This is a genomic window from Thermocatellispora tengchongensis, assembly GCF_014202315.1.
Lineage (GTDB): Bacteria > Actinomycetota > Actinomycetes > Streptosporangiales > Streptosporangiaceae > Thermocatellispora > Thermocatellispora tengchongensis.
On record NZ_JACHGN010000010.1, the window covers coordinates 153,477 to 177,814 of the forward strand.

The following is a 24,338-nucleotide window of genomic DNA, read 5'->3' on the forward strand; positions in this document are numbered from 1 at the left end:
GCCGGTCCCGGGAGCGGGCGGCCAGCGGGAATCGGACATGGTGCCGGGACGCGAAGCCGTGCCGGGTACGGGGCGGGGGCAGGTCAGGGGCGGGGCAGGGCACGGGCGGGGACAGGTCAGGGGCGGGGGCAGGTAACGGGCGGGGGCAGGTAACGGGCGGGGCAGGGCAGGGGCGGGGGACAGGTCAGGGGCGGCGGGCGGCGGGGAGCAGGGTCGCGGCGGCGGCCAGGGCGCACAGGGCGGCGGCGGCGAGGACGGCGATGTCGGTGCCGGCGTACAGGCCCTGGCCGCCCACGACGCTCGCCACGGCGGCGACGCCGATCGAGGCGCCGATGTAGCGGGCGGTGTTGTTCGCCCCGGAGCCCATGCCGGCCTGCTGCGGGGGCACGCTCTCGATGGCCAGGTGGGTGAGCGAGGCGTTGATCAGGCCGCTGCCCAGCCCGCCCACGACGAGGCCCCCCACCACCAGCGGCCAGGTGGCGTCGGCGGCGACGCCGAGGAGCGGCAGCGTGCCCGCGCCGGACAGCAGCAGGCCGAGCGCCAGCCGCGCCCGCGCCGAGATCCGCAGCCGCTTTGCGGCCAGCGCGGTGAGGAACGCGACGCCGGACCACGCGCAGAACAGCGCGGCGCTGGTCAGCGGGGCGATGCCGTGCGCGAGCCGGAGGACGGTCGGCAGGTAGCTCATCAGGCCGATCACCGCGACGCCGGCGACCAGCGCGCCCCCGGTGGCCACCAGGAACGGCGGGCGGCGGAACAGCGACAGGTCGATCATCGGCGCGCCTCCGCTCCGGGCGCGGCGGTGCTCGACGGCGACGAAGGCGGCGATGAGCGCGCCCGCGGCGGCCAGGGCGGCGAGCACCGGTGGCCTGGTCCAGCCGGACCTGCCCTCGGTGATCGCGATGAGCAGGGCGGCCACGCCGAGGCCGAGCGTGACCGCGCCGGCGACGTCCGGCGGGCGGGGGTGCTCGGCGCGGGACTCGGGCAGCGCGCGGGAGGCGGCGACGGCCAGCGCGACCGCGGCCAGGGCGATCACCCAGTAGACCGCCCGCCAGTCCCACACCGCGGCCAGGCCGCCCGACAGCAGGGGGCCGGCGGCGATGCCGAGGCCGAGCATCGCGCCGTACCGGCCGGTGGCGTGCAGCCGCTGCGGGCCGCCGGGGAAGGCGTGCCCGATGATGCCCAGGCCGGCCGCCAGCATGGCGGCGCTCGCCGCGCCCTGCACCAGCCGGGCGGCCACGAACATGGGCGTGTTCACCGACGTCGCGACCGCCACCGAGGACAGCGCCAGCAGCCAGGTGCCGATGACGTAGACCCGCCGCCGGCCGTGGTCGTCGGCCAGGCTGCCCGCGACCAGCAGCAGCGCGGCCAGGCCGAGCGCGATGCCGTTGATCATCCAGGCGGGGCCGGTGGGACCGGCGCCGAGGGCGTCCGCCGTGCCGGCGACCGACACCATGGGCGCGGTGTAGTTGATCAGTACGAGCAGTGGCGCCGCGCAGGTCAGCGTGAGGATCGGCCCGGTGGCGCGGGCCGCGGTGGCGGGTGCGGAGATGGCCGTCACGGAGTGCTCCCCTAAGTTCGTTCATTGAACCGACGGTAGGCTGACGACGGTATCACCTGTCGGTTCAGTCAATGAACTAGGGTGGAGGGTATGGGCCTAGGCAAGAACTACGAGGGCCAGGACTGCTCGGTCGCCCGCTCGCTCGAACTCGTGGGCGAGCGCTGGACCCTGCTCGTCATACGCGACGCGATCTACGGCGTACGCCGCTTCGGTGACTTCCTGGCCCACCTCGACGCGCCCCGCGCCGTGCTGGCCCAGCGGCTGACCACCCTGGTCGAGGCGGGCGTGCTGGAGCGCCGCCGCTACCAGGACGCGCCGCCGCGCGACGAGTACGTGCTCACCCCCATGGGCCGGGAGCTGTGGCCGGTGGTGTACCTACTGGGCAGGTGGGGCGAGCGGCACCTGTCGGCCAGGTCGCGGCGCAGGTTCTTCCACATGCCCTGCGACGCCGGGCTCGACGGCAACGCGGCCTGCACCGAGTGCGGGGCGATCCCCGAACTGGAGGACATCGAGGTACGCCCCGGCCCGGCCGCCGACCACCGCAGGACCGATCCGGTCAGCGTCGCCCTGCGCGCGCCGCACCGGCTCCTCCAGCCGTTGCCGTGACGGTCAGGACGCGGCGGCGGTCTCGCGGGCCAGGCGGCGCTCCGCCCAGGGGGCGGTGAGGAAGCCCCGCTTGACGGTGAGGATCTGCACGCTGGCCGTCCAGGACCGCACGCCCGCGATCCCGGCCAGCGTACGGCCGGTGAAACGGCGCGCGTCGGCGGTCGCGGGCAGCGCGACCTCGCACATCAGCGACGACTGGCCCAGCGTGGCCGAGACCCGGCGCACCTCGCGCCGCGCGGCCAGCGCCTCGGCGGCGCGCTCCAGCCGCGACGGCTCCACCGACAGCCAGAACAGGACCTCGGTCGCGTAGCCCAGCGCCGGGGCCGGGACGAACGTGGTCACCGACGCGCAGCCCCGCTCGGTCATCGCCTCGAACCTGCGCCGCACCGTGCTCTCGCTCACCCCCAGCCGCTTGGCCACGGACTGGAAGCTGGCCCGCCCGTCCTCGCCCATCACCCCGAGGATGTCCCGGTCCACCTCGTCGAGGTGGGTGGCGTCGCAGGAGTGCGGCACGCGGGGCGGGGCCAGCCGGGCGGCGTCGGCGCCGAGCGCCTCCAAGGGCCAGTCGCGGCCGGTGTCGTAGGTGTGCAGCACCAGGTCCGCGTGCCCCTGCAGCGCCCCGGGCACCCGCTGCACGTCCTCCACCAGCGCGCCGTACAGGTCGCGGTCCTTGGCCGCCACCAGCTCGAAGACGATGTCGTGCCCGCCGGTCACCAGCGCCAGGAACCCGACCTCCGGCCGCCGCGCCAGCTCGCCCGCCACCCGCGCCTGGCTGCCGGGCGCGCAGCCCAGCCGGACCAGGAAGACCTCAACGGGGCCGTTGTGCTCCAGGTGCGGCAGCACCGCGACGCTCACGACCCCGTCGCCGATGAGCTGCTGCGCCCGCCGCGCCACGGTGGTGGTGGAGGTGCCGATCACCTGGGCGATGTCGGTCCAGCTCGCGCGGCCGTTGACACTGAGCGCCGCGAGGATGCGCCGATCGAGTGAGTCGAGATCATTCATCGGGTGCATCCTGGCGTCTTTGGCCGCCCTTGAACGCCTTTTTACGGAATTCCGGTGCCGTGGTGCGGCTCCGGGAGCGGCGGACGCCGGATGCCCGGGACGCGGCGGGATCAGGCCGCCGAGGTGGGTCCGGGCTTCGGGGGGAAGTGGATGACGTTGCGGCCGGTCCAGGCGCGCATGTCGATCACCTTCGTGTCGGGCGCCGCCGGCCGGCGCCGCACGGTCGCGCTGCGGATGTCGCGGATCTTGTGTCGCGCGACGTGAGGCGGTACCACCACTAGTCTCTTCACCTGAGCCCCCCGGCGTGATGATTTCGTTATATCGGAATACCTACCGATCACCCCGTAAAACCGCCGTAAAACCGGGTGCTAGTAGGGCAGCCGGCGCCCCGAGGGTGAGCGCAGGTCCAGGTCCGGCTTGGGGGCCGGACGCCGGCTGGACGGCCGGGAGATCCTGATACGCCGCATGGTCAGCCTCCTTCCCGCGTGTCGCCTCGACTCTCACCCGCCCGGCTTGACGGGCGGTTGGCGCGCGCTTGCAGTGGACCATGTCCGGGCGCTCGAAGTGCGAGCGTGGCGAGGGCGCCATCGGGCACGGCGCCCTCGGGCACAGGACCGGTGAAGGAGGTCCTGTGACCCGGCCAACCTAACCCCTGGTATGGCCGGGTCACAAATGGATTACTTCCGATAGGAACCGGGCACGGTCCTGCACGTCACGGCGATGCGGTTCCAGGCGTTGATCAGGGCCAGCGCCAGCACCAGATCGGCCAGGACCTCCGGCGCGAAGTGCTTCTCGGCCTCCTGCCACACCGGGTCGGGCACGGTCTCGCCCCGGTCGGCCAGCCGGGTGACCTCCTCGCACAGCGCCAGCGCCGCCCGCTCGGCCTCGGTGAAGTACGGCGACTCGCGCCAGGCCGCCACCGACCACAGCCGCTCGTCGCTCTCGCCCTCCTTCTTGAGCTCGTGGGCGTGCATGTCCACACAGAAGGAGCAGCCGTTGATCTGGCTGGCGCGCAGCTTCACCAGGCCGAGGGTGTTCTTCGGCAGCCTGCTGTTGGCCAGGTACATCTCCACGCCCAGCATGGCCTGGTAGCCCTTGGGGGCAAGCTCGGCGATGTTGATCCTCGGGGTCATGTCGTTCTCCTCAGTTTCTCCGGATTGATCACGATGTCGATCTCGGTGACGCGGCCGTCCGCCACGGCGAGCCCGAACACGTGCGTGAGCCGCCCGCCGCCGACCCGTGCCAGGCCCGGCCAGCCGTTGACGGCCATCGGGGTGAAGCGCGGGCCGGGGCCGAACTTGGCCGCGACGCCGAGCAGGAACCTGGCCACCTTGGCGTCGCCCAGGATCGGCCTGCGGGCCGCGCGGGCCAGGCCGCCGCCGTCGGAGAGCAGGACCACGTCGGGGTCGAGCACGGCCAGCAGGGCGTCCAGGTCGCCGGCCTCGCAGGCGCGGGCGAAGGCGTCCACCACCCGCCGGTGCTCGGCGCCGTCCACGCTGAAGCGCGGGGCCCGCGCCGCGACGTGCCTGCGGGCGCGGGCGGCGAGTTGCCGGCAGGCCGCGGGTGTGCGCCCGACGGCGACGGCGATCTCCTCGAACGGCAGCCCGAACACGTCGTGCAGCACGAACGCGGTGCGCTCGGCGGGGCTGAGCGATTCGAGCACCACCATCATGGCGATGCTCATCGACTCGTCCAGCGTCACGCGGTCGGCCGGATCGGCGGCCTCCGGGCCGGTCACGACCGGCTCGGGCAGCCACGGCCCGACGTACTCCTCCCGGCGGTGCCGCACCGAGCGCAGCACGTCCAGGGCGAGCCGGGAGACCGTGACCACCAGCCAGCCGGCGACGTCGCCGACATGGCCGGGCTCTTGCCGGCTGAGCCGCAGCCAGGCGTCCTGCACCACGTCCTCGGCCTCTTCGACGCTGCCGAGCAGGCCGTAGGCCACCCCCACCAGGCGCGGGCGCAGCTCCGCGAACTCGCGGGCGAGATCCTCGTCGTCGCTCACGTAAGCAAGGACGAGAGGGGTGGCCGGAATGTGACATCCCCTTCCTGGTGTTTCGGAGAACTTTGCCGTGATCAACGACGTCCAACAGCGCGGGATGAGGCAGGCAGGGGATGAGGCATGGGGCAAGCCCTGATCGACGGTGATCCGCACCGGCTCGGCGACTACTGGCTGGCGGGCCGGCTGGGCGCCGGCGGCCAGGGCGTGGTGTACGAGGCGTACGACGCGAGCGGTGTGCGGGTCGCGGTCAAGGTGCTGCACGGTGACCCGCTCAACGCCGCCGGCCTGCGCGCCCGCATGGTCAAGGAGGCCGCCGCCGCGCAGCGGGTCGCGTCCTTCTGCACCGCCAGGGTGCTGGGCGCCGACTTCTCCGGCGAGCGGCCGTACATCGTCAGCGAGTACGTCGAGGGCCCCACGCTGCGCCGCGCCGTGAGCGAGGGGCGGGTGTTCGCCGGCGACGACCTGCACCGGCTGGCCACCGGCATCGCCACCGCGATCACGGCCATCCACGAGGCCGGGGTCGTGCACCGCGACCTGAAGCCCGACAACGTGCTGCTCGGCCCCGACGGGCCGCGGGTGATCGACTTCGGCGTGGCGCGCACGCTGGAGATGTCGCTCACCTCCACCGGCATCGCCGCGGGCACGCCGACGTACATGGCGCCGGAGGTGTTCACCGGGGCGCGGGCCGGGATGCCCGCCGACGTGTTCGCCTGGGGTGCGATCGTGCTGTTCGCCGCGACCGGCCGCGACCCGTTCCAGGCCGACAGCCTGGGCGCGGTGATGCACCGCGTGCTGTCGGTGGACCCCGATCTGAGCCCGCTGCCGCCCTCGCTGCGCGGGCTGGTCGGCGCGGCGCTGGCCAAGGAGCCGACCGGCCGGCCGAGCGCTCCCGAGCTGCTGATCTCGCTGGTCAGCGGCGGCGCGGGCCTGGACATGCCCCGGATGCTGGCCGAGGGCAGCCGCGCCGCCGCCGAGGTGGGGCAGGCCGTGACCGCCGATCCGGCCCTGGGCACGCTGGCCGAGGACTCCTACGCCGTGCTCTCGCCGGCCGAGCGCGAGCTGGTGCCGGAGATCTTCCTGCGCCTGGTCACCGTACGCGACGACGGCGAGCTGTCCGTACGCCGCGCGGCCCGCGAGGAGCTGTTCGGCGGCCGGCCCCCCGACGAGGCCGCGGCGGTGGAGCGGGTCCTCGGCGTGTTCTCCTACCTGCTCACCACGGGCGACGAGATCGCCCTCAGCCGCCCCGCCCTGCCGCACGCCTGGCCGCGCATGCGCGCCTGGGTGCGCGCCAACCGCGACGGCCTGGCCGTGCACCGGCAGATCGCCCTGGCCGCCCGCCGCTGGACCACCGGCGGGCGCAGGGACGCCGACCTGATCCAGGGCGCCACTCTGGACGACGCGCTGCGCTGGGCGGCGACGGAGCGGCGCAACATCACCCTCACGCCCGTCGAGCGCGACTTCCTCGACGCCGCCGCGGCCCTGACCCGGCGCAAGGCGCGCCGCGACCGGATGGTCACCGTGACCCTGGCCGTGCTGCTGGTGGCCGCCCTGGTCGCCGGGGGCGTCGCGGTCTGGCAGAGCCGCGTCGCCGCGCTCCAGCGCGACGAGTCCGAGGCACGGCGCATCGCCGTGGTGGCCGACGGCCTGCGGGCCACCGACCCCGTCGTCGCGATGCTGCTCAGCGTGGCCGCCTGGCGGATCAGCCCGGTCACCGAGGCGCGCGCCGCGCTCATCGGGGCCCTGACCCAGCCCGAGACGCGCGTCTTCCGCGACCCGGCGGCCCAGGGCATCCGCCGCCTCAGCCGGGACGGCCGGGTGCTGGTCAGCATCGGCGACGACCGGGTCCGCGCCTGGGACGTGCGCACGGGCCGCCGGGTTGGCGGGGTGGACGAGTTGGGCACCGGGGTCCACCAGATCCTGGACGCCGAGCTGAGCCCGAGCGGCAAGGTGCTCGCGGTCGCGACCGCGGAGAAGGGGGTGCGGCTGTGGGACCTGCGCACCGGCCGGCCGCTGCCCCGCGGCTACCCGCTCGGGCCCGAGAGCGCCCAGTTGCAGACCGGGATCACGTACGGCAACTCGGAGGACGTGCTGGCGGTGCACATCGGCGAGGGGGAGGCCGTCTGGAACAGCCGGACCGGGCAGACCGGGTGGGCCGAGTGCTGCCACTCGATCGCCGTCCCCGACGGCTCGGCGACGGTCACCGCCGCACTGTCGGGCGACGTGGTGCGGACCGCCTTCCCGAGCGGGCGGCGCGTTGTCCTGGAGAAGTGCGGGGGGTGCCGGCACGAGATCGCGCTCAGCCGCGACGGCCGCATGCTCGCCGTGGCCGACGAGGACGATCTCATCACCCTGAACGACCCGATGACCGGCAAGCAGCGCGGAGAGCCCATGCAGGATTGGAACGGCGGGACGCTGGAGTTCTCCCCCGACGGGGCTCTGCTCGCCTCGACCACCGCGACCGAGGTCCAGGTCTTCCGGGTGGCCGACCGCGCGATGGTGCTGCGGCACGCGATCTCCGCCTCCCAGCCCGACCTGGCCTTCGATCCCGATGGCCACTCCGCCCGCGTTCTCGACGGCGACACGGTCGTGACGCTGGACCTCACCGGCCTGGCCGGCTACGCCAGGCCGAGATGGAGCGCGCTCGCCCCCGGCGGGCGGCTGCTCGCGTCGTGGGACCCGGCGACCGGCGGCGTACGCCTCGGCGAGCCCCTCGCCACCGGCGGTGGCCGCCACACCGGGCGCACGCTGGGGCGGAAGCCGAGCGGCGCCTGGAGCCTGTCCCTCACGGCGTTCAGCCCGGACGGACGCGCCCTGGCCGCCGGGGGCAGCGACGACGACGGCACGGAGATCGTGGTCTGGGACACCGGCACCGGCGCGGAGCAGGCCAGGATCACCGGCCTGCCGTCGCCCCCCGACTCGGTGGCCTTCTCACCCGACGGCCGCCGCCTGGTGTCGGTGACGAGTGACGTGAACAGGCCGGTCTTCCTGGTGGACCTGTGGGACCTGGACTCCGGCGAGCGGCTGTGGCGGGTGACCCGCGACCTGGCGCGCGAGGCCGCCTTCACCCCCGACGGCCGGACCGTGCTGGTGCGGGGCGACGACGCGATGGCCTTCGACGTCGCGGCCTTCGACGCGGCGACCGGGGAGCCGCGCGGCCCGGCCACGCTCGGCGGGGCGAGCCGCGGCGTGCGCTTCGGCTCCGGAGGCGTCCTGTACGCCGCCGGTGACGCCGAAGGAAGCCTGACCATGTGGGTGCCCGGCTCGCCCGCCCCGGTGGAGGTGACCCTGCGCGGCTCGACCCGCGACATCGCCGGCCTGGCCGCCGCCCCGGTCGGCGGCCCGCTCGCCACGGTGGCCCGCGACGGCACGGTCGCGGTGTGGGACCGCGCCACCGGCGCGCTGCTCGGCAGGGTGAGCGGGCCCCCGGTCGCGATCACGGACCTGGCGTTCTCCGCCGACGCCGCCCGCCTGCTCATCCTGGACGCCAACGGCGGCCTCGGCGTGCACCGGCTCCGGCCCGGCGACGCGGCCGCCGAGGTGTGCGCCCGCGCCGGGCGGGGCCTGTCGGAGAAGGAGTGGCGGGCCCACCTGCCCGGCCTTCCCTACCGTGAGGTGTGCCGCCTTTAGTCGTCGAGCCGGATCAGCGCCGTGCCGCCGGGGGCGAGGGAGAGCGTGCCCTCGGCCCGCACGCCGGTCACCACATCGGTGCCGTGCGCCTTCACCTCGCGGGTGTCCGCGCCGTGGTTGATCGCGAACAGCCAGGGGCCGCGGCGTACCGTCTCCACCCCGGCCCCCACCCCGGCCGGCTCCATGGGGAGCCCGGCGGCGGCCAGCACCCGCGCGTACGCGGTGTCGCCGAGCCGGGTGGAGACGTAGCAGGCCGTGCCGGCGCCGGCGCGGTTGACCGTGACGGCGGGCAGCCCGGCCAGTTCGGCGCCGGTGGGGTGGGGGGCGGCGTAGCGCAGCAGGGGGCGGGCGCCGTCGAGGTGGACGTGCTCGCTCCACACGGTGCCCTCGCCGCCGTCGGACAGCGGCACCGGGGCCGGGAGCGGGTGGAACTCCTCCACCCGCACGCCCAGCACCTCGCGGAAGGCGGCCGGGTGGCCGCCGAGGCGCACCCGGCCGTGCTCGTCGGCCACGCCGCTGAAGTAGGACACCACCAGCGTGCCGCCGCCGCGCACGTAGGCGCGCAGGTTCGCCGCCTCGGCGTCGCCGATCAGGTAGAGCGAGGGGGCGAGCACCATCCGGTAGCGGGACAGGTCCGCGCCCGGGTGGGCGAAGTCCGCGGTGACGCCGTGCCGCCACAGCACCCGGTGTGCCTGGCTCACGGCGTCGTGGTGGTCCAGGCCGGGCGACGGCAGGCTGGGCGCCTGGAGGGCCCAGGAGCACTCCGGGTCCCACAGGATCGCCACGCCGGCCTCCACCCGCGCGTCCGGCCCGGCCAGGTCCGCAGGCAGACGGCCGAGCAGCGCGCCCAGCTCGCAGACCTCGCGGAAGACGCGCGAGTCGGGGCCCGCGTGCGGCACCATCCCGGCGTGCCACTGCTCGGCGCCGCCGCGTGAGGCGCGCCACTGGAAGAACATCGCGCCCTTGGAGCCCCGGGCGACGTGCTGGAGGCTGTGCCGCAGCGTCTCGCCGGGGCGTTTGGCGAGCATCCGGCCGTCCGCGTGGATCATGCCCGGGGCCTGCTCCATCAGCAGCCACGGCCGCCCGCCGGCCCAGGAGCGGGCCAGGTCGGCGGCCATCGCGGTCTCCTCGGCCGCGCCCTCGCCCGCCTGCCCGGGATAGTGGTCCACCGCGATCAGGTCCATCTCGCCCGCCCAGCGCCAGGGGTTCACCGGGGACCAGGCGCCGAAGTGGAGGTTCGTGGTGATCGGGACGCCGGGGGCGGCGGCGCGCAGGATGTCGCGCTGCTCGCGGAAGTGGTCCAGCATCTCATCGGACAGGAAGCGGCGGAAGTCCAGCGCATGGGCCGGGTTGGGCAGCCACTGGGTGGCGCGCGGGGGGAGGATCTGCTCCCAGGCCGAGTAGTGCTGGCTCCAGAACGCCGTGGTCCACGCCTCGTTGAGGGCGTCCAGCGTGCCGTGCCGGCGCCGCAGCCAGGCCCGGAAGGCCCGTGCCGTGTGGTCGCAGTGGCAGGGGGTGCCGTACTCGTTGTGCACGTGCCACATGGCCAGCGCCGGGTGGCCGGAGTACCGCTCGGCCAGGGCCCGCGCGATCCGGGCCGACGCCTCCCGGTACTCCGGCGCGCTGACGCAGTAGGTGTCGCGGCTGCCGTGCGTGAGCGGGACCAGGTCGCGCCGGACGGCCAGCGCGCCGGGATGGGCGAGCGTGAACCACGGTGGCGGGCTCGCGGTCGGGGTGGCCAGGTCCACGCGCACGCCTCCCTCGTGCAGCAGGCCGAGCACCCGGTCCAGCCAGCCGAAGTCGTACCGGCCGGGCTCCGGCTCCAGCCGGCTCCAGGCGAACACCCCGACGGTGACCAGGTTGACCCCGGCCCGCCGCATCAGCGCCACGTCCTCGCGCCACACCTCCTCCGGCCACTGCTCGGGGTTGTAGTCGCCGCCGTAGCACAGGCCGGCGACGCGCTCGCTCCAGTCCATCCGAGACGTCCTTAATTCGGCTGGACGCCAAACTAATCCGGCTCGCGGCCGGCGGTCAACGCGTACGGGCCCGGCCAAGGAGGTTGCGGGTGGGTAAAGGAGTGCGTAAAGATCGCTCGGGTGTGTCACCCGGAGAAGGGGGAGTGCTGGTGAGGATCGCCACGAAGGGCGTCGCCGTGGCCGTGGCGCTGGCCGGAGGGCTCGCGCTGACGCCGGCCGGGGCGGTGTCCGCGGCCGTCGGCTACACGCCCGAGGGCATCTGCGGCGCGGGCTTCTCGCGCGTCAGCGACGGCTCGCGCGCGGTCAAGGCCGGAAGGGACGTGTACGGGCGGATCTATCTGCTCTACAACCGCAGGACCGGCTACAACTGCGTGACGCTGATCAAGTCGGCCTTCACCCGGACCAAGACCTGGACGAGCGCCACCCTGAGCGTGCAGGGCGGGCGGACCGAGACCGACGAGGGCCAGTTCAAGTACTACGCCGGGCCGGTCAGGCTGCCGGCGCGCGACGCGTGCGTGAAGTACTGGGGCGCCACGCGTGACACCCGTCTGGACTTCACCGAGGCGACCGGCGGGCGCAGGACCTGGGGCAACTGCCACTAGGCGTTCCGGGCGCGATCGCGTGAAGGGGCGCGGGGATCATCCCCGCGCCCCTTCCGCGTGTTCGGGGGTCCTCGTCCCGTTGACGTTTGTTGGTATGGTCGGCAAACTAATTAGCGCCTGGCCGCATTGACTGAGGAGCCCCCATGCCGTTTCGTCCGCCTCTGGTCGCGCATGAGTACTTCGTTGCGGACCCGCCCGAGCTGCCGGTGCGGGCGCCGGGAGAGGGCGGCCTGTCCGCGCTGGTCCGGGCCGAGCTGGTGAGCGCGGACGCGTACGGCGTGACGCTCAAGGGCCAGACCGGCGCGGACGAGACCCTGGTCGTGCAGGTGGGCACGGCCGGCGAGGGAGTGATCCGGGTCCGCCTCGGCCAGGACGCCGACGCGCGCACCCGATCGGCGCGCGCGACCACCATGGTCACCCCCGGCGAGTACCCGGGCGCGCGGGTCGAGGTGGGCGAGGGCGCCGTGGTCCTGGACGCCGGCGCGCTGCGCGCGGAGATCACCTTGAACCCGTGGCACCTGCGCTTCACCGACGCCTCCGGGCGGCTGCTGGTGGAGCAGGACCGGGGCCATGTGGACATCAGCGGCCGGCTGCGCACCCTGCCCTTCGGCCGGTCCACCGCCGACGGCGCGCCCGTGGCCTACCACGAGAGCTTCGCCGCCGCGCCCGACGAGGCGTTCAGCGGGTTCGGCGAGTCGTTCACCCCGCTGGACAAACGCGGCCAGCGGCCCGTGATGTGGAACTTCGACGCCTTCGGCGCGGAGTCGCAGCGGGCGTACAAGAACGTCCCGTTCTACGTCTCCAGCCGCGGCTACGGCGTGCTGGTGGACAGCGGCGCCCCGGTCGAGTTCGACGTGTGCCAGTCCACGCACAGTTGCCTGCAGATCCTGGTCCCCGACGACCTGATCGACTACTACGTGATCGCGGGCCCCGGCCCGGCCGAGGTGCTGGCCCGGTACGATCTGCTCACCTGCGCGCCGTCGCTGCCGCCGAAGTGGGCGTTCGGCACCTGGATCTCCTCGGGGTTCTTCGTGGACACGCAGGAGCGGGTGCTGGCGCGGGCCCGCCGGATCAGGCAGAGCGGCATCCCGTGCGACGTGCTGCACCTGGACTGCTACTGGCAGGTCAAGGGGAACTGGTCCGACCTGCGCTGGGACCGGGACAACTTCCCCGACCCCGAGGCGATGCTGGCGGAGCTGGCGGGCATGGGGTTCAAGGTCAGCCTGTGGATGAACCCATACGTCTCGCACCTGAGCCCGCTGTTCGCCGAAGCCGACGAAGCCGGATATTTCCTGAAGAAGCGTGACGGCACGACGTACGTCGCCGACTGCTGGCACGGCAGCTACCCCGCCTGCGGCATCGTCGACTTCACCAACCCCGAGGCCGTGGCCTGGTTCCAGGACCTGCTGCGCCCCCTGCTGCGCCAGGGCGTCGCGGTGTTCAAGACCGACTTCGCCGAGGGCGTGCCCGCCGACTCGCTCGCGCACAACGGCATGACCGGCACCGACCTGCACAACGTCTACACGCTGCTGTTCAACGACGCCGTCGCCGAGGTCACCCGCGAGATCAACGGCCACTCGCTGGTCTGGGCCCGCTCGTCGTACCTGGGCGGGCAGCGGCACTCGGCGCAGTGGGGCGGCGACACCTACACCAGCTACGCCGCGATGGGCAGCACCCTGCGCGGCGGCCTGGCCCACGGGCTGTCGGGCGTGCCGTTCTGGAGCCACGACGCCGGCGGGTTCACCGGTACCCCCAGCCCCGATCTGTACGTACGCTGGGCGCAGTTCGGCGCGCTGTCGCCGCTGGTCCGCTTCCACGGCACCACCAGCCGTGAGCCGTGGGAGTTCCCCGACTACGCCGAGAAGGGCGCGATCGAGGCGATCCGACTGCGTTACCGGCTCATGCCCTACCTCTACACCGCCGCCGTCACCGCGGCGGAGACGGGCGCGCCCATGATGCGCGCGCTGTGCGTGGACTTCCCGGACGACCCGGTGGCCTGGCAGGCCGACCTGGAATACCTGCTCGGCCCCGACCTGCTGGTCGCCCCCATGACGTCGCCCGACGGCACCCGGCAGGTCTACCTGCCCGCCGGGTCCTGGGTGGACTACTGGACGGGCGAGGTGCTCGACGGCGGCGCGTACGTCCGGGTGACCGCGCCGCTCGACCGGATCCCGCTGTACGTACGGCACGGCGCGATCCTGCCCACGGCCGAACCGGGGGAGGCCGTGGGCGACGGGCCCTTCGGGGAGATCACCCTGGTGGGCTACGGCGCCGGGGACGGCGCCCGCACGACGATCAGGGACCTCGACGGCGAGACCACGGTCACGGCGACGCGCGACGGCGACACCCTCCGCCTCGTCGTGTCGGGCCCCGCGCGCATCCGCGCGGCCGAGAACGTGCCCGGCCCCGTCGAGATCATCACGACGTGAAGCAGGCGAGCAAGACCACACCACCCCTGGAGAGGCACCATGTTCAAGCTACGAGCGGTCGCGGCGCTGGCCGTCGCGGCCCTGGCCCTGGCCGGCTGCGGCGGCGGGTCCGACGAGCCGGGGGGCTCCTCGGCGGAGGGCCGCACGCTCACGCTGTGGCACTACGAGACCGCCAACAGCGCCATGGGCGTCGCCTGGGCCGAGGCGATCAAGCAGTTCGAGGCCACCCACCCGGGCGTCAAGGTGAAGTTCGAGGAGAAGGGCTTCGAACAGATCCAGAAGACCGCGAGCATGGTGCTCAACTCCGACCAGGCGCCGGACATCCTGGAGTACAACAAGGGCAACGCCACCGCCGGCCTGCTGTCCAAGCAGGGGCTGCTCACCGACCTGAGCGCCGAGGCGACCAAACGCGGCTGGGACCAGCTGCTCAGCCCGTCGCTGCAGACCACCGCGAAGTACGACGAGCGCGGCATCATGGGCTCCGGCAACTGGTACGGCGTGCCCAACTACGCCGAATACGTGATGGTCTACTACAACAAGGACATGTTCGAGAAGCAGGGCATCACCGCCCCGCCGACGACGCTCGACGAGTTCACCGCCGCCATGGACAAGTTCGTCAAGGCGGGCATCACCCCGATCTCGGTCGGCGGCGCGGAGTACCCGGCCCAGCAGATCATGTACCAGCTCGCGCTGAGCAAGGCGAACCGGCAGTGGGTGGACGCCTTCCAGCTCTACAAGGGCAAGGTGGACTTCCACGGCCCGGAGCTGACCTTCGGCGCGCAGACCTTCGCCGACTGGGTGAAGAAGGGCTACATCGCCAAGGACTCCGCCGGGATCAAGGCCGAGGACATGGGCCTGGCCTTCATGAGCGGCAAGTTCCCGATCATGGTGTCCGGAAGCTGGTGGTACGGCAGGATCGCCGATGAGGTCAAGGACTTCGAGTGGGGCACGTTCCTGTGGCCGGGCAACCAGTTCAGCGCGGGCTCCAGCGGCAACCTGTGGGTGGTGCCGGAGCAGTCGAAGAACAAGGATCTGGCCTACGACTTCATCGACATCACCATGAAGAAGGACATCCAGAACAAGCTCGGCAACGCGGGCGGCGTGCCCGTGGCCGCCGACCCCGCCGCGATCAGCGATGAGAAGAACAAGGAGCTCATCGACAACTTCAACAAGCTCGCCGCGCAGGACGGCCTGGCCTTCTACCCCGACTGGCCGGCGCCCGGCTACTACGACGTGATGGTGGCGGGCGTACAGGAGCTGATCAACGGCAGCAAGGAGCCGTCGGCGGTCCTGGACGAGCTGGCCCAGCCGTACAACGACAACCTGGCCGACATCGGCGGCTGAGGGCCGCCGCGCCCCACATCCCGCACTCCCGCTCGACGACCAGTACGAAACACAACGAACCCGCCACGAACGCGACCGGCAGGAGCCCGGTCCGTGCGGAATGCGGGGCGGGCCCGCCGCCCTGGGCGGCGGCGGGCCCTGCCGAAAGGTGACCCATGGCAGTACAAGCTCCGGCGGCCCGGCCGGCGGCGACGCGGGAGGCCGGGCCGGGCCGGGCGGCCCCGCGGCGCGGCGGCTACTGGCTCTACCTCCTGCCCAGCGCGGTCCTGTTCCTGGCCGTGATCGTGGTGCCGTTCGCGATGAACGTCGGCGCCAGCTTCACCCGGTGGACCGGCGTGGGCACTCCCCGCTGGACCGGGCTGGACAACTACACGCGGCTGTTCGCCGACGAGACCTTCTGGGCGTCGTTCCGGCACAACGTGCTGCTGATCGTCGCGATGGCGATCGTGCCCACGATCATCGGCCTGGTGCTGGCCGCGGCGCTGTTCGACTACATCGGCAAGCGGTTCGGCGCGCGCACCGCGAGCGCGCTGCGCGCGGCGTACTACCTGCCGCAGGTGCTCCCGGTCGCGGTCGCGGGCGTGGTGTGGGGGTGGATGCTGCACCCCTCCTACGGCGCGCTGAACCAGGTGCTCCAGGCGGTCGGCCTGGACGGGCTGGCGCGGAACTGGCTCGGAGACCCCGACCTGGCCCTGGCCACGGTCATGGCGATCATGGTCTGGTTCCAGCTCGGCTACCCCGTGGTGATCTTCATGGCCGGGCTGCAGCGGGTCGATCCCGCGCTGTACGAGGCCGCCGAGATCGACGGCGCTTCCTGGTGGCGCCGATTCTGGCACATCACCGTGCCGCAGATCCGCCAGGAGATCTTCGTGGTGCTGCTGACCTGCACGATCGCCGCGCTGAAGGTGTTCGGCCCGATCTTCGTGCTCACCGGCGGCGGTCCCGGGCGGGCCACCATGGTCCCGTCCTACTTCAGCTACGTGAACTTCTTCGAGAAGGCCAACGTCGGGTACGGCTCGGCCATCGCCACCGTGCTCGCGATCATCATCGTGATCGTCACCGCCTTCTTCCTGAAGTTCCAGGACAGGGGCGAGCGATGACCACCGTCCAGACCAGCAGGCGCTACGGCCCCGGGCGCTGGGCCGTGCTCGCGGCGCTCGTCGTGTTCGCCGTGGTCATGCTGGCCCCGTTCGCTATCGTCTCGCTGAACGCGATCAAGACGCCCGCCGACTACTCCACCAACGGGCCGCTCTCGCTGCCCTCGGAGCTGTACCTCCAGGGCATCATCGACTTCTGGAACCGGGTCGACTTCGGCCGCAAGCTGCTCAACAGCCTGATCACCAGCGGCGCGGTGGCGGTGCTCGCGGTGATCCTGTCGGTGCTCAACGCGTACGCGCTGGGCATCGGCCGGGTCAAGGGCCGGCTGTGGATCCTGGTGGTGTTCCTGGTCGCCAACACCATGCCGCAGGAGGCGCTGGCGTACCCGCTGTACTACCTGTCCAAGGAAGCCGGCCTGTACGACACCCAGCTCGCCGTGATCATCATCTTCACCGCGATCCAGGCCGCCTTCGGCACCTACCTGCTGTCCTCGGTGCTCGGCGCGTTCCCCCGGGAGATCCTGGAGGCCGCCGAGATCGACGGCGCGGGCCGGTGGCGGGCGCTGTGGCGGATCGTGGTGCCGATCAGCCGCCCCACGATCTCGGTGCTGCTGATCTTCTTCTTCATTTGGACCTGGAACGAGTTCTTCCTGCCGCTGATCTTCCTGATCAGCAACGACAACCAGACCGTGCCGGTCGCCCTGGGCGTGCTCCAGGGGCAGCGCATGATGGACGCCACCATGTCCAGCGCGTCCGCGCTGCTCGGCATCGTACCGGCGGTCGCCTTCTTCCTGATCTTCCAGCGGACGCTCACCCGGGGCGTCACGGTGGGGGCCATCAAGTAACGCGCTTCGACCCTTCCTGACTTGGAGGCGCCATGTCCTCACGCAGGCCGCTGCTGTCCGCGGCCGTCGCGCTCGGCCTGGTCGCGGGCTTATGCACGCCCGCGCGGGCGGCCGAGGACCTCCCGTTCCGAGACCCCGCGCTGCCCCTCGCGCAGCGCGTGGACGACCTGCTCGGCCGGCTCACGCTGGACGAGAAGATCTCGCTGCTGCACCAGTACCAGCCGCCGATCGAGCGGCTCGGCATCGGCCTGTTCAAGACCGGCACCGAGGCCCTGCACGGCGTGGCCTGGTCCACCGACTACGACGACAACGGCAACGTGGTGACCGCCAACGGCACGGTGTTCCCGCAGGCGGTCGGCCTGGCCAGCACCTGGGACCCGGAGCTGATCCACAAGGTCGGCTCGGCGGTCGGCGACGAGGCGCGCGGCTTCAACGCCCGCGACCCGCGGGTGTGGGGGCTGAACCTGTGGGCGCCGGTGGTCAACCTGCTGCGCGACCCGCGCTGGGGCCGCAACGAGGAGGGCTACTCCGAGGACCCGCACCTGACCGGGGCGATCTCCACCGCGTACGCCGCCGGCATGCGCGGCCCCGACCCCGACCACCTCAAGACCGCGCCCACGCTCAAGCACTACCTCGCCAACAACAACGAGATCCGCCGCGACACCACCTCCTCCAACCTGCGGCCCCGGGTCAAGAAGGAGTACGACGAGGCCGCCTTCAGGCCCGCCATCGAAAGCGACGCGGCGACCGGCGTGATGGCGGCGTACAACCTGGTCAACGGCAGGCCCGCGACCGTGCTGCCCGACCTGGGCGAGGAGGTGAGGAGCTGGACCGGCCGGACCCTGTTCAACGTCACCGACGCGGGCGCGCCGAACAACCTGGTGGGCTCCCAGGGCTACTACCCGAGCCTGACCGAGGGCAACGCGGCGACGCTCAAGGCCGGCCTGGACAGCTTCACCACCGACAACACCAACGCCGAGCCGACCACGACCGCGATCAGGACCGCGCTCTCCAAGGGGCTGCTGGCCGAGTCGGACGTGGACACCGCCGTGCGGCACATCCTGTCCATCCGGTTCCGGCTCGGCGAGTTCGATCCGGGCGGCGGCCCGTACGGGAAGATCGGCGAGAGCGCGATCGGCACCCCCGAGCACCGCGCCCTGGCCCGGCGCACCGCCGCCGAGGCGATGGTGCTGCTGAAGAACGCGGGCAAGACCCTGCCGCTCGACCCGGCCAGGACCAGGAAGGTCGCGGTCATCGGCCCGCTGACCCAGACCGTCTACACCGACTGGTACTCCGGCGGCCTGCCGTACCGGGTGACCCCGCTGGACGGCATCAAGGCCCGGCTCGGCTCCGGCGCGAGCGTCACCGCCACCGAGGGCGTGGACCGCATCGCGCTGAAGGAGGTCACCACCGGCAAGTACGTCAGCGCGGGCACCGGCGCCGGCGCGGCGCTCAAGGTGGGCGCCACGGCCGCCGGCGACACCGAGAAGTTCGACGTCTTCGACTGGGGCCAGGGCGTGCTGACCCTGCGCAGCGTGGCCAACGGCAAGTACGTGGGCTACAACTGGTCCACCTTCGTCAACGACCAGGACCAGCCCAACGGCTGGTTCGTGATGCAGCAGTTCAAGCTGGAGGAGCAGCCCGACGGCACGTACGCCGCCCGCTACGCCGGCTACGAGAAGGCCCACGACTGGTCCGGCCCCAACCACTACCTGACCGTCGGGCCCGACGGCACGCTCACGCTCGGCTCGCCGACCGCCGAGGGCGCCGCCCGCTTCACCAAGGAGGTCGTCGCCGACGGCGCCCGCGGCGCGGCCGAGGCGGCGAAGGGCGCCGACGCGGCGGTCGTCGTGGTGGGCAGCATGCCGTTCATCAACGGGCGCGAGGACCACGACCGCACCAGCATGGCGCTGGCCGAGGGCCAGAGCGAGCTGATCAAGGCGGTGCGCGCGGCCAACCCGAACACGATCGTGGTGGTGCAGAACAGCTACCCGACCACGCTGAACTGGGAGCAGGCCAACGTGCCCGCGATCGTGTGGACCTCGCACGCCGGGCAGGAGACCGGCAACGCGCTGGCCGACGTGCTGTTCGGCGCGGTCAACCCCGCCGGGCGGCTGACCCAGACGTGGTACCGCTCGGAGTCGGACCTGCCGGACATCCTGGAGTACGACATCGTCAAGGCCCAGCGCACGTACCTGTACTACAAGGGCGATCCCCTGTACGCCTTCGGCCACGGCCTGTCGTACACCTCCTTCCGGTACGGCCCGCTGCGGCTCAGCTCGGGCACGATCGGCGCGGACGGCACGGTCACCGTCAGCGTGGACGTGACCAACACCGGCTCGCGCGCCGGGCAGGAGGTCGTCCAGCTCTACGGCCACCAGCGGGCCTCCCGCGACCCGCAGCCGGTCAAGGAGCTGCACGCCTTCCAGAAGGTGAGCCTCAAGCCCGGCCAGACCAGGACGGTCAGCCTGAAGGTCCGCGCGGCCGACCTCGCGCACTGGGACGTGACCCGCAACAAGTGGGTGGTCGAGTCGGCGACCCACGACATCATGGTGGGCTCCTCCTCCGCCGACATCCGGCGCAAGGCCGCGCTGCGGGTCCGGGGCGAGACGATCCCCGCCCGCGACCTGTCCAAGCCGACCCGGGCCGTGGACTTCGACGACTACCAGGGCGTCGAGCTCGTGGACGAGTCCAAGGCGCGCGGCGACGCGGTGGGCGCCTCGGCGGGCGACTGGATCGAGTTCGCCGGCAGCGCCCTGAACGCGCGCACGTTCACCGCCCAGGTCGCCCGCCCCGCGGCCGGCACCGCGAGCGTGCAGATCCGCGCGGGCGACCCCGTGCGCGGGCGGCTGCTCGGCACCGCCACGGTCCCGTCCACCGGCGACAAGTACGCCTACACCACCGTGACCGCGCCCCTCACCGGCGCGACCGGAAAGCAGGACGTCTACCTGGTCTTCACCGGGGATCTTCGCATCTCCTCCTTCACGCTGGGCTGAGCCGGTGACTGGCGGTCCGCGCGCGGGGTAGGGCTACCCGCGTACGGACCGCCTTCGGTTTGCATTGGGGGACACCATGGGGCGCTGCGAGACGTGCGGCAACGACTACGACATGAGCTTCGAGATCCACGCGCAGGGGAAGGTGCACACCTTCGACTCCTTCGAGTGCGCGATCACCCGGATGGCCCCGGTGTGCGAGCACTGCGGCTGCCGGATCGTGGGCCACGGCGTCCAGGCCGGCACTCGCTGGTTCTGCTGCGCCCACTGCGCCCGCGAGGAGGGCGCCAAGTCGATCGTGGACCGCGTGGAGGCGATGGCCTGAGCGGTTCTACTTCGCGGTGAACCAGAGCGTGCTCTTCGCCATCTCCTTGGCCGGCCCCTCGGCCAGGGTGCGCACCGCCGTGCCCTCCAGGTCCACCAGGACGACCTTGGTGGTCTTCGCCCCGGTCATCGTGGCCATGTAGTGCCGGTCGTCGAGCCACCCGTTGAACCGCGAGCGGGTCGGCAGCGGCACCGTGGCGCGGCGGGCGCCGGTGGCGGCGTCCCACAGGCACAGCCCGATGTCCGGGGCCGGGCACTCGGTGGTGAACACCTCGCCGTGATCGGCGACGCTCGTCACGCCGGCCGGCGACAGGTCGCCCACGTTCCGGAACGAGCGCACCTCCGTGCCGTCCAGGCGGCGGAAGCGGACCGCGCCGTCGGCCGTCTGGTGCATCACCGTGCCGTCGGGGCCCCAGGCGTACGCGGCGGTGCCGGCGCCGGGGACGTTCCTGACGACGACCGAGCGGGCGGCCGGGTCCACCACGACGAATCCCGTCGTCACGTTGTCGCGGTAGACGGTGAGCAGGAGCCGCTGGTCGGTGTGCCAGCGCATGTCCGCGGCGTTGCCGGGCTTGTCGTCCACGCGGAGCTGCACCTCCTCGCCCCGGGCGCGGTCCACGATCCTCAGCCTGCTGTAGTCGGTGCGGGTGAAGTTGGTGGTGGGCAGCGCGGCGACGTACGCGCCGCCGGGGGAGACGATCGGGAACTGGTAGGTGCCGAAGAAGGCGAACTCGCCCGTCTTGGGGTCGCGGACGTAGGACGGGGCGCCCGTGAACGTGTCGTCGCCGGCGCCGTACAGGGAGGAGGCCCACACCGGGTCCGCCGGGTTCTCGTGCAGCACGATGCCGGTGTCGGGGATGGGCGAGGTGACGGTCGAGGTGGCCGCCATCGGGCCGGACGACGGGGTGGGACGCGGCGCCGGCGGCGCGGAGGAGCTCGGGGGACCGGCAGTGGAGCCGGACAGGTGGTACGCCACGCCGCCGCCCGCCGCGACCAGGGCCAGCGCCGCGGCGGCGGCCACGTACGCGCGGCGGCGCCGGGGCCGGGGAGGCGCGGGCGAGGGCGGGGTGGCCACCGCCTCGCCCGCGGCGAGCAGGTCCTGCTGCGGAACCGGATGGCCGAGCAGCGTCAGCAGCGCCTGCGACGCCGTCGGCCGCTCGCCCGGGTTCTTGGCCAGGCACCGCGCGACCAGCTCGCGCAGGTCGCCGTCCAGGCCGCCGTCCGGGGCGCCGAGGTCCGGCTCTGCGGACAGGATGCGGTTGATCACCACGGGCAGGTCGCCCGAGCCGAACGGCGGCCGGCCCGTCGCCGCGGCCACGATCGTGGACGCCCAGGAGAACATGTCCGCGGGCGCGCCCGAGCCGCCGATCGTGAACTGCTCCGGCGCCATGTACGGCGGCGTGCCCACGATGTGCTCGCCGGTGAGCTCGCTCACGTCCAGGCCGCGCGCGATGCCGAAGTCGATCACCCGCGGGCCGTCCCTGCTGAGCAGCACGTTGCCCGGCTTGAAGTCGCGGTGCACCACGCCCGCCTGGTGGATCGCGGCCAGCGCGGTCAGCGTGCCCAGCGCGAGCCGGCGCAGCTCCGCCCCGCGCAACCGCCCCCGCTCGGAGATCACCTCCGAGAGCGAAGGGCCGTCCACGTACTCGCTGACGATGTACGGCAGCCCGTTCAGCTCGCCGGTCTCCAGCACGCCGGCGGTGCAGAACGCCTTCACCCGCCGGGTCAGCTCGATCTCCCGCCGGAAGTCGCCCAGCGAGCCCTCCTCGCCCAGCCCCGGGCCGTACCGCAGCATCTTGACCGCGACCCGCATGCCGCCGGGCCCCTCGCCCAGGTAGACGACGCCCTGGCCGCCCTCGCCGATCCGGCCCAGGATGCGGTAGCCGGCCACCTCGGCCGGGTCGCCCCCGAGCAGCGGCTTCGTCCGCGTCGCCATCAGCGCACCACGGGCGCCCACTGGAGGGAGGCGCTGAGAGGATCGACGTCCGCGAGCACCCGGGCGACGTCGCCGGTGAAGTCCACGATCCGGACCTCGCCCTCCCTCCTGTCCTTCTTGCCCTTGCCGGGCTGGTGAATGAGGAGGTGGTTCTCATCGAACCAGCCGAGCAGGCCCGCCTCACTGCTGATCTTCGGCACGGTCGCCCTGCGCACACCGGTGTCGGCGTTCCATACGCACAGGTCCTCCCCGTTCGGGCAGACGGTGAGGAACTGCTTGCCGGAGGGCGAATACCAGTCGGGGGCGCGCGGCGGCCGGCCCACCCAGTGCATGCTCCGGACCACCTGCCCGGACAGGTTGTAGAACTCCATCCCGTACGACTTGCCGTTGCCGTAGCCCCGCACGATCGTGCCATCCGGGGTGAAGGCGTAGGTCAGCCGGATGTCGTCGTGGTACTCGGCCTCCACCACCGTGGCCTTCTTCGTCGTCACGTCGATCAGGGCGAAGCCGGTGATCCGTTCCCGCTTCTCGTCGGTCACCGACAGCAGCAGCCGCCTGCTGTCGCGCGACCAGACCGGGAACCAGGTCTGCTGCGGCTTCTTGACCGTCGTCACGGTGAACTTCTCACCGGTGGCGAGGTTGGTGAAGTTGACCTGGTCCATGTCGGAGCCCTGGAACTTCAGCCACGGGTTCAGCGCCACCCACCTGCCGTCGGGCGACAGTGACGGCTCCTCACCCAGGCCGACGGCTTTGAACTTGCCGGACGGCTCGCGTACGAACGCGTTGAAGGGCGCCTTGGCCTGCAAGTACGCGGCCAGGTGTACCGCGTCGTCCGGATGCTCGTGCAGCATGACGCCGATGTCGGGCAGCTTGGTGTTCGTGGCGGGCGTCGGCGCGACCGACGCGAACGGGGCCTGGGTGAAGCCGGGCGTGATCGGCGGCGCGGACGTGATCACCGGGCCGCTGGGCGACGCGCTCGGAGCGGCCGCGACCGGCCCCTCCCGTCCGGTCAGGGTGTAGACGGTGCCCCCGGTGAGCACGCCCCCCGCCAGGAACGCGACCACGGCCACCAGCACCACGCCCATCCGCCGCACCGGCGCCGTGGTGGTGGCGCCCCGCGGCGGCGGCAGGTCGTACGCGGGGCCGGAGGGCGGCGGCAGCGCGGCGCTCACCGATCCGGTGAGGAAGCCGGTCTCGCCGACCAGCCGCAGCAGGGCCTCGCTCGCCGAGGGCCGCCGGGCCGGGTCCTTGGCCAGGCAGGCGAGCACCAGCCCGCGCAGGTCGCCCAGTTCGGGCAGGTCGGGCTCGGCGTTCATGATTTTGTTCACCGTGCCCGCCATCGAGCCGCCGTCGAACGGCGAGCGGCCGGAGGCGGCGTACGCGATGGTGGCGGCCCAGGAGAACATGTCCGCGGCCGGCTCGATCTCGCGGCCCTGCAACCGCTCCGGCGCGGTGAAGGCGGGGACGTCCACCTTGCGGGTCGTGGCCGCGCCGGTGGCCTGCACCGCCCGCGCCACGCCGAAGTTGATCACTCTTGGCCCGTCGGGCCCGAGCACGACGTTGTCCGGCCCGATGTCGCCGTGGACCACCCCCGTCTGGTGGATCGCCACCAGCGCCGTGGCCGTGCCCACCGCGAACCGGTGCAGCGCCGCGTCCCGCAGCAGCTCGCCCGCCTCGGCGGCGGCGCGCAAGGTGGGCCCGTCGATGTACTCGCTGACGACGTACGGCCGGCCGTCCTGCGTGCCCGAGTCCAGGATCTGCGCGGTGCAGAACGCCGACGCCCCCTGCAGCGGCTCGATCACCCGCATGAACCGTTCGGGGTCGGCGTCGGGGTGTAACAACTTGATGACCACCCGCTCACCGCCGGGCTGCTGGCCCAGGTATGTGGTATCCCCTAATCGCCCGATCAGCCGGTAAGAACCCACTTCAGCGGGATCTACATCCCGTAAGGGCTGCATTTCCGGCATTTCCGGTTCTCCTCCCCAGGAGTTCAGCCC

The 24,338-nt window shown here is 72.7% G+C and carries 17 protein-coding genes; 9 read left to right on the forward strand and 8 right to left on the reverse strand.

Features of this window, described 5'->3' with window-relative positions:
• Positions 1-184 precede the first annotated feature (184 nt).
• Positions 185-1,558, reverse strand: a complete 1,374-nt coding sequence (locus HNP84_RS23885; RefSeq protein WP_185052107.1) for an MFS transporter — start codon at positions 1,556-1,558, stop codon at positions 185-187.
• A 90-nt stretch (positions 1,559-1,648) separates the two neighbouring features.
• Here HNP84_RS23885 and HNP84_RS23890 point away from each other — a divergent pair, with 90 nt between their 5' ends.
• Entirely contained in the window at positions 1,649-2,164 is a 516-nt protein-coding gene (locus tag HNP84_RS23890; RefSeq protein WP_185052108.1) for a winged helix-turn-helix transcriptional regulator, read from the forward strand.
• Between the two features lie 3 nt (positions 2,165-2,167).
• On the opposite strand, the gene HNP84_RS23895 is transcribed toward HNP84_RS23890, so the two are convergent.
• The 4 genes from HNP84_RS23895 to sigJ all read right to left on the reverse strand — a co-directional run bounded on the left by HNP84_RS23895 (position 2,168) and on the right by sigJ (position 5,171).
• Complete coding sequence (locus HNP84_RS23895; RefSeq protein ID WP_185052109.1) at positions 2,168-3,166, reverse strand: Lrp/AsnC family transcriptional regulator; 999 nt, start codon at positions 3,164-3,166, stop codon at positions 2,168-2,170.
• Between the two features lie 110 nt (positions 3,167-3,276).
• Complete coding sequence (locus HNP84_RS51220; RefSeq protein ID WP_221336647.1) at positions 3,277-3,444, reverse strand: hypothetical protein; 168 nt, start codon at positions 3,442-3,444, stop codon at positions 3,277-3,279.
• A 399-nt stretch (positions 3,445-3,843) separates the two neighbouring features.
• Entirely contained in the window at positions 3,844-4,299 is a 456-nt protein-coding gene (locus tag HNP84_RS23900) for a carboxymuconolactone decarboxylase family protein (RefSeq protein ID WP_185052110.1), read from the reverse strand.
• Positions 4,296-5,171, reverse strand: a complete 876-nt coding sequence (sigJ, locus tag HNP84_RS23905; protein ID WP_185052111.1) for an RNA polymerase sigma factor SigJ — start codon at positions 5,169-5,171, stop codon at positions 4,296-4,298. Before sigJ ends, HNP84_RS23900 begins: the two co-directional genes overlap by 4 nt.
• 117 nt (positions 5,172-5,288) lie before the next feature.
• Here sigJ and HNP84_RS23910 point away from each other — a divergent pair, with 117 nt between their 5' ends.
• Positions 5,289-8,795 (forward strand): serine/threonine-protein kinase, encoded by a 3,507-nt coding sequence (locus tag HNP84_RS23910; protein ID WP_185052112.1) that lies wholly within the window; start codon positions 5,289-5,291, stop codon positions 8,793-8,795.
• Here HNP84_RS23910 and HNP84_RS23915 read toward each other — a convergent pair.
• Positions 8,792-10,771: a beta-galactosidase gene (locus HNP84_RS23915; RefSeq protein ID WP_185052113.1), complete on the reverse strand. Its 1,980-nt coding sequence runs from the start codon at positions 10,769-10,771 to the stop codon at positions 8,792-8,794. The genes HNP84_RS23910 and HNP84_RS23915 overlap by 4 nt on opposite strands.
• 149 nt (positions 10,772-10,920) lie before the next feature.
• Here HNP84_RS23915 and HNP84_RS23920 point away from each other — a divergent pair, with 149 nt between their 5' ends.
• The 7 genes from HNP84_RS23920 to HNP84_RS23950 all read left to right on the forward strand — a co-directional run bounded on the left by HNP84_RS23920 (position 10,921) and on the right by HNP84_RS23950 (position 20,406).
• A complete protein-coding gene (locus tag HNP84_RS23920; RefSeq protein ID WP_185052114.1) occupies positions 10,921-11,373 on the forward strand; it encodes a hypothetical protein in 453 nt (150 codons plus the stop codon).
• A 143-nt stretch (positions 11,374-11,516) separates the two neighbouring features.
• Positions 11,517-13,802 carry a TIM-barrel domain-containing protein gene (locus HNP84_RS23925; protein WP_185052115.1) on the forward strand — a complete coding sequence of 762 codons (2,286 nt, stop codon included), beginning with the start codon at positions 11,517-11,519 and terminating at the stop codon, positions 13,800-13,802.
• A gap of 39 nt (positions 13,803-13,841) precedes the next feature.
• Positions 13,842-15,146, forward strand: a complete 1,305-nt coding sequence (locus HNP84_RS23930) for an ABC transporter substrate-binding protein (RefSeq protein WP_185052116.1) — start codon at positions 13,842-13,844, stop codon at positions 15,144-15,146.
• Between the two features lie 155 nt (positions 15,147-15,301).
• Complete coding sequence (locus HNP84_RS23935) at positions 15,302-16,246, forward strand: carbohydrate ABC transporter permease (protein WP_185052117.1); 945 nt, start codon at positions 15,302-15,304, stop codon at positions 16,244-16,246.
• Positions 16,243-17,088: a carbohydrate ABC transporter permease gene (locus HNP84_RS23940; RefSeq protein ID WP_185052118.1), complete on the forward strand. Its 846-nt coding sequence runs from the start codon at positions 16,243-16,245 to the stop codon at positions 17,086-17,088. Before HNP84_RS23935 ends, HNP84_RS23940 begins: the two co-directional genes overlap by 4 nt.
• Positions 17,089-17,120: 32 nt before the next feature.
• Positions 17,121-20,084, forward strand: a complete 2,964-nt coding sequence (locus tag HNP84_RS23945; RefSeq protein WP_185052119.1) for a glycoside hydrolase family 3 protein — start codon at positions 17,121-17,123, stop codon at positions 20,082-20,084.
• Positions 20,085-20,160: 76 nt separating this feature from the next.
• The gene (locus HNP84_RS23950) at positions 20,161-20,406 is read left to right on the forward strand and encodes a metallothionein (RefSeq protein ID WP_185052120.1); all 246 of its coding nucleotides are present in this window, start codon (positions 20,161-20,163) and stop codon (positions 20,404-20,406) included.
• Positions 20,407-20,412: 6 nt separating this feature from the next.
• Here HNP84_RS23950 and HNP84_RS23955 read toward each other — a convergent pair whose 3' ends face one another.
• On the reverse strand, positions 20,413-22,341 hold the full coding sequence (locus tag HNP84_RS23955; RefSeq protein WP_185052121.1) for a serine/threonine-protein kinase: 1,929 nt from the start codon (positions 22,339-22,341) through the stop codon (positions 20,413-20,415).
• Complete coding sequence (locus HNP84_RS23960; RefSeq protein ID WP_376771948.1) at positions 22,341-24,308, reverse strand: protein kinase domain-containing protein; 1,968 nt, start codon at positions 24,306-24,308, stop codon at positions 22,341-22,343. The genes HNP84_RS23955 and HNP84_RS23960 overlap by 1 nt, the downstream gene beginning before the upstream one ends.
• Positions 24,309-24,338 lie beyond the last annotated feature (30 nt).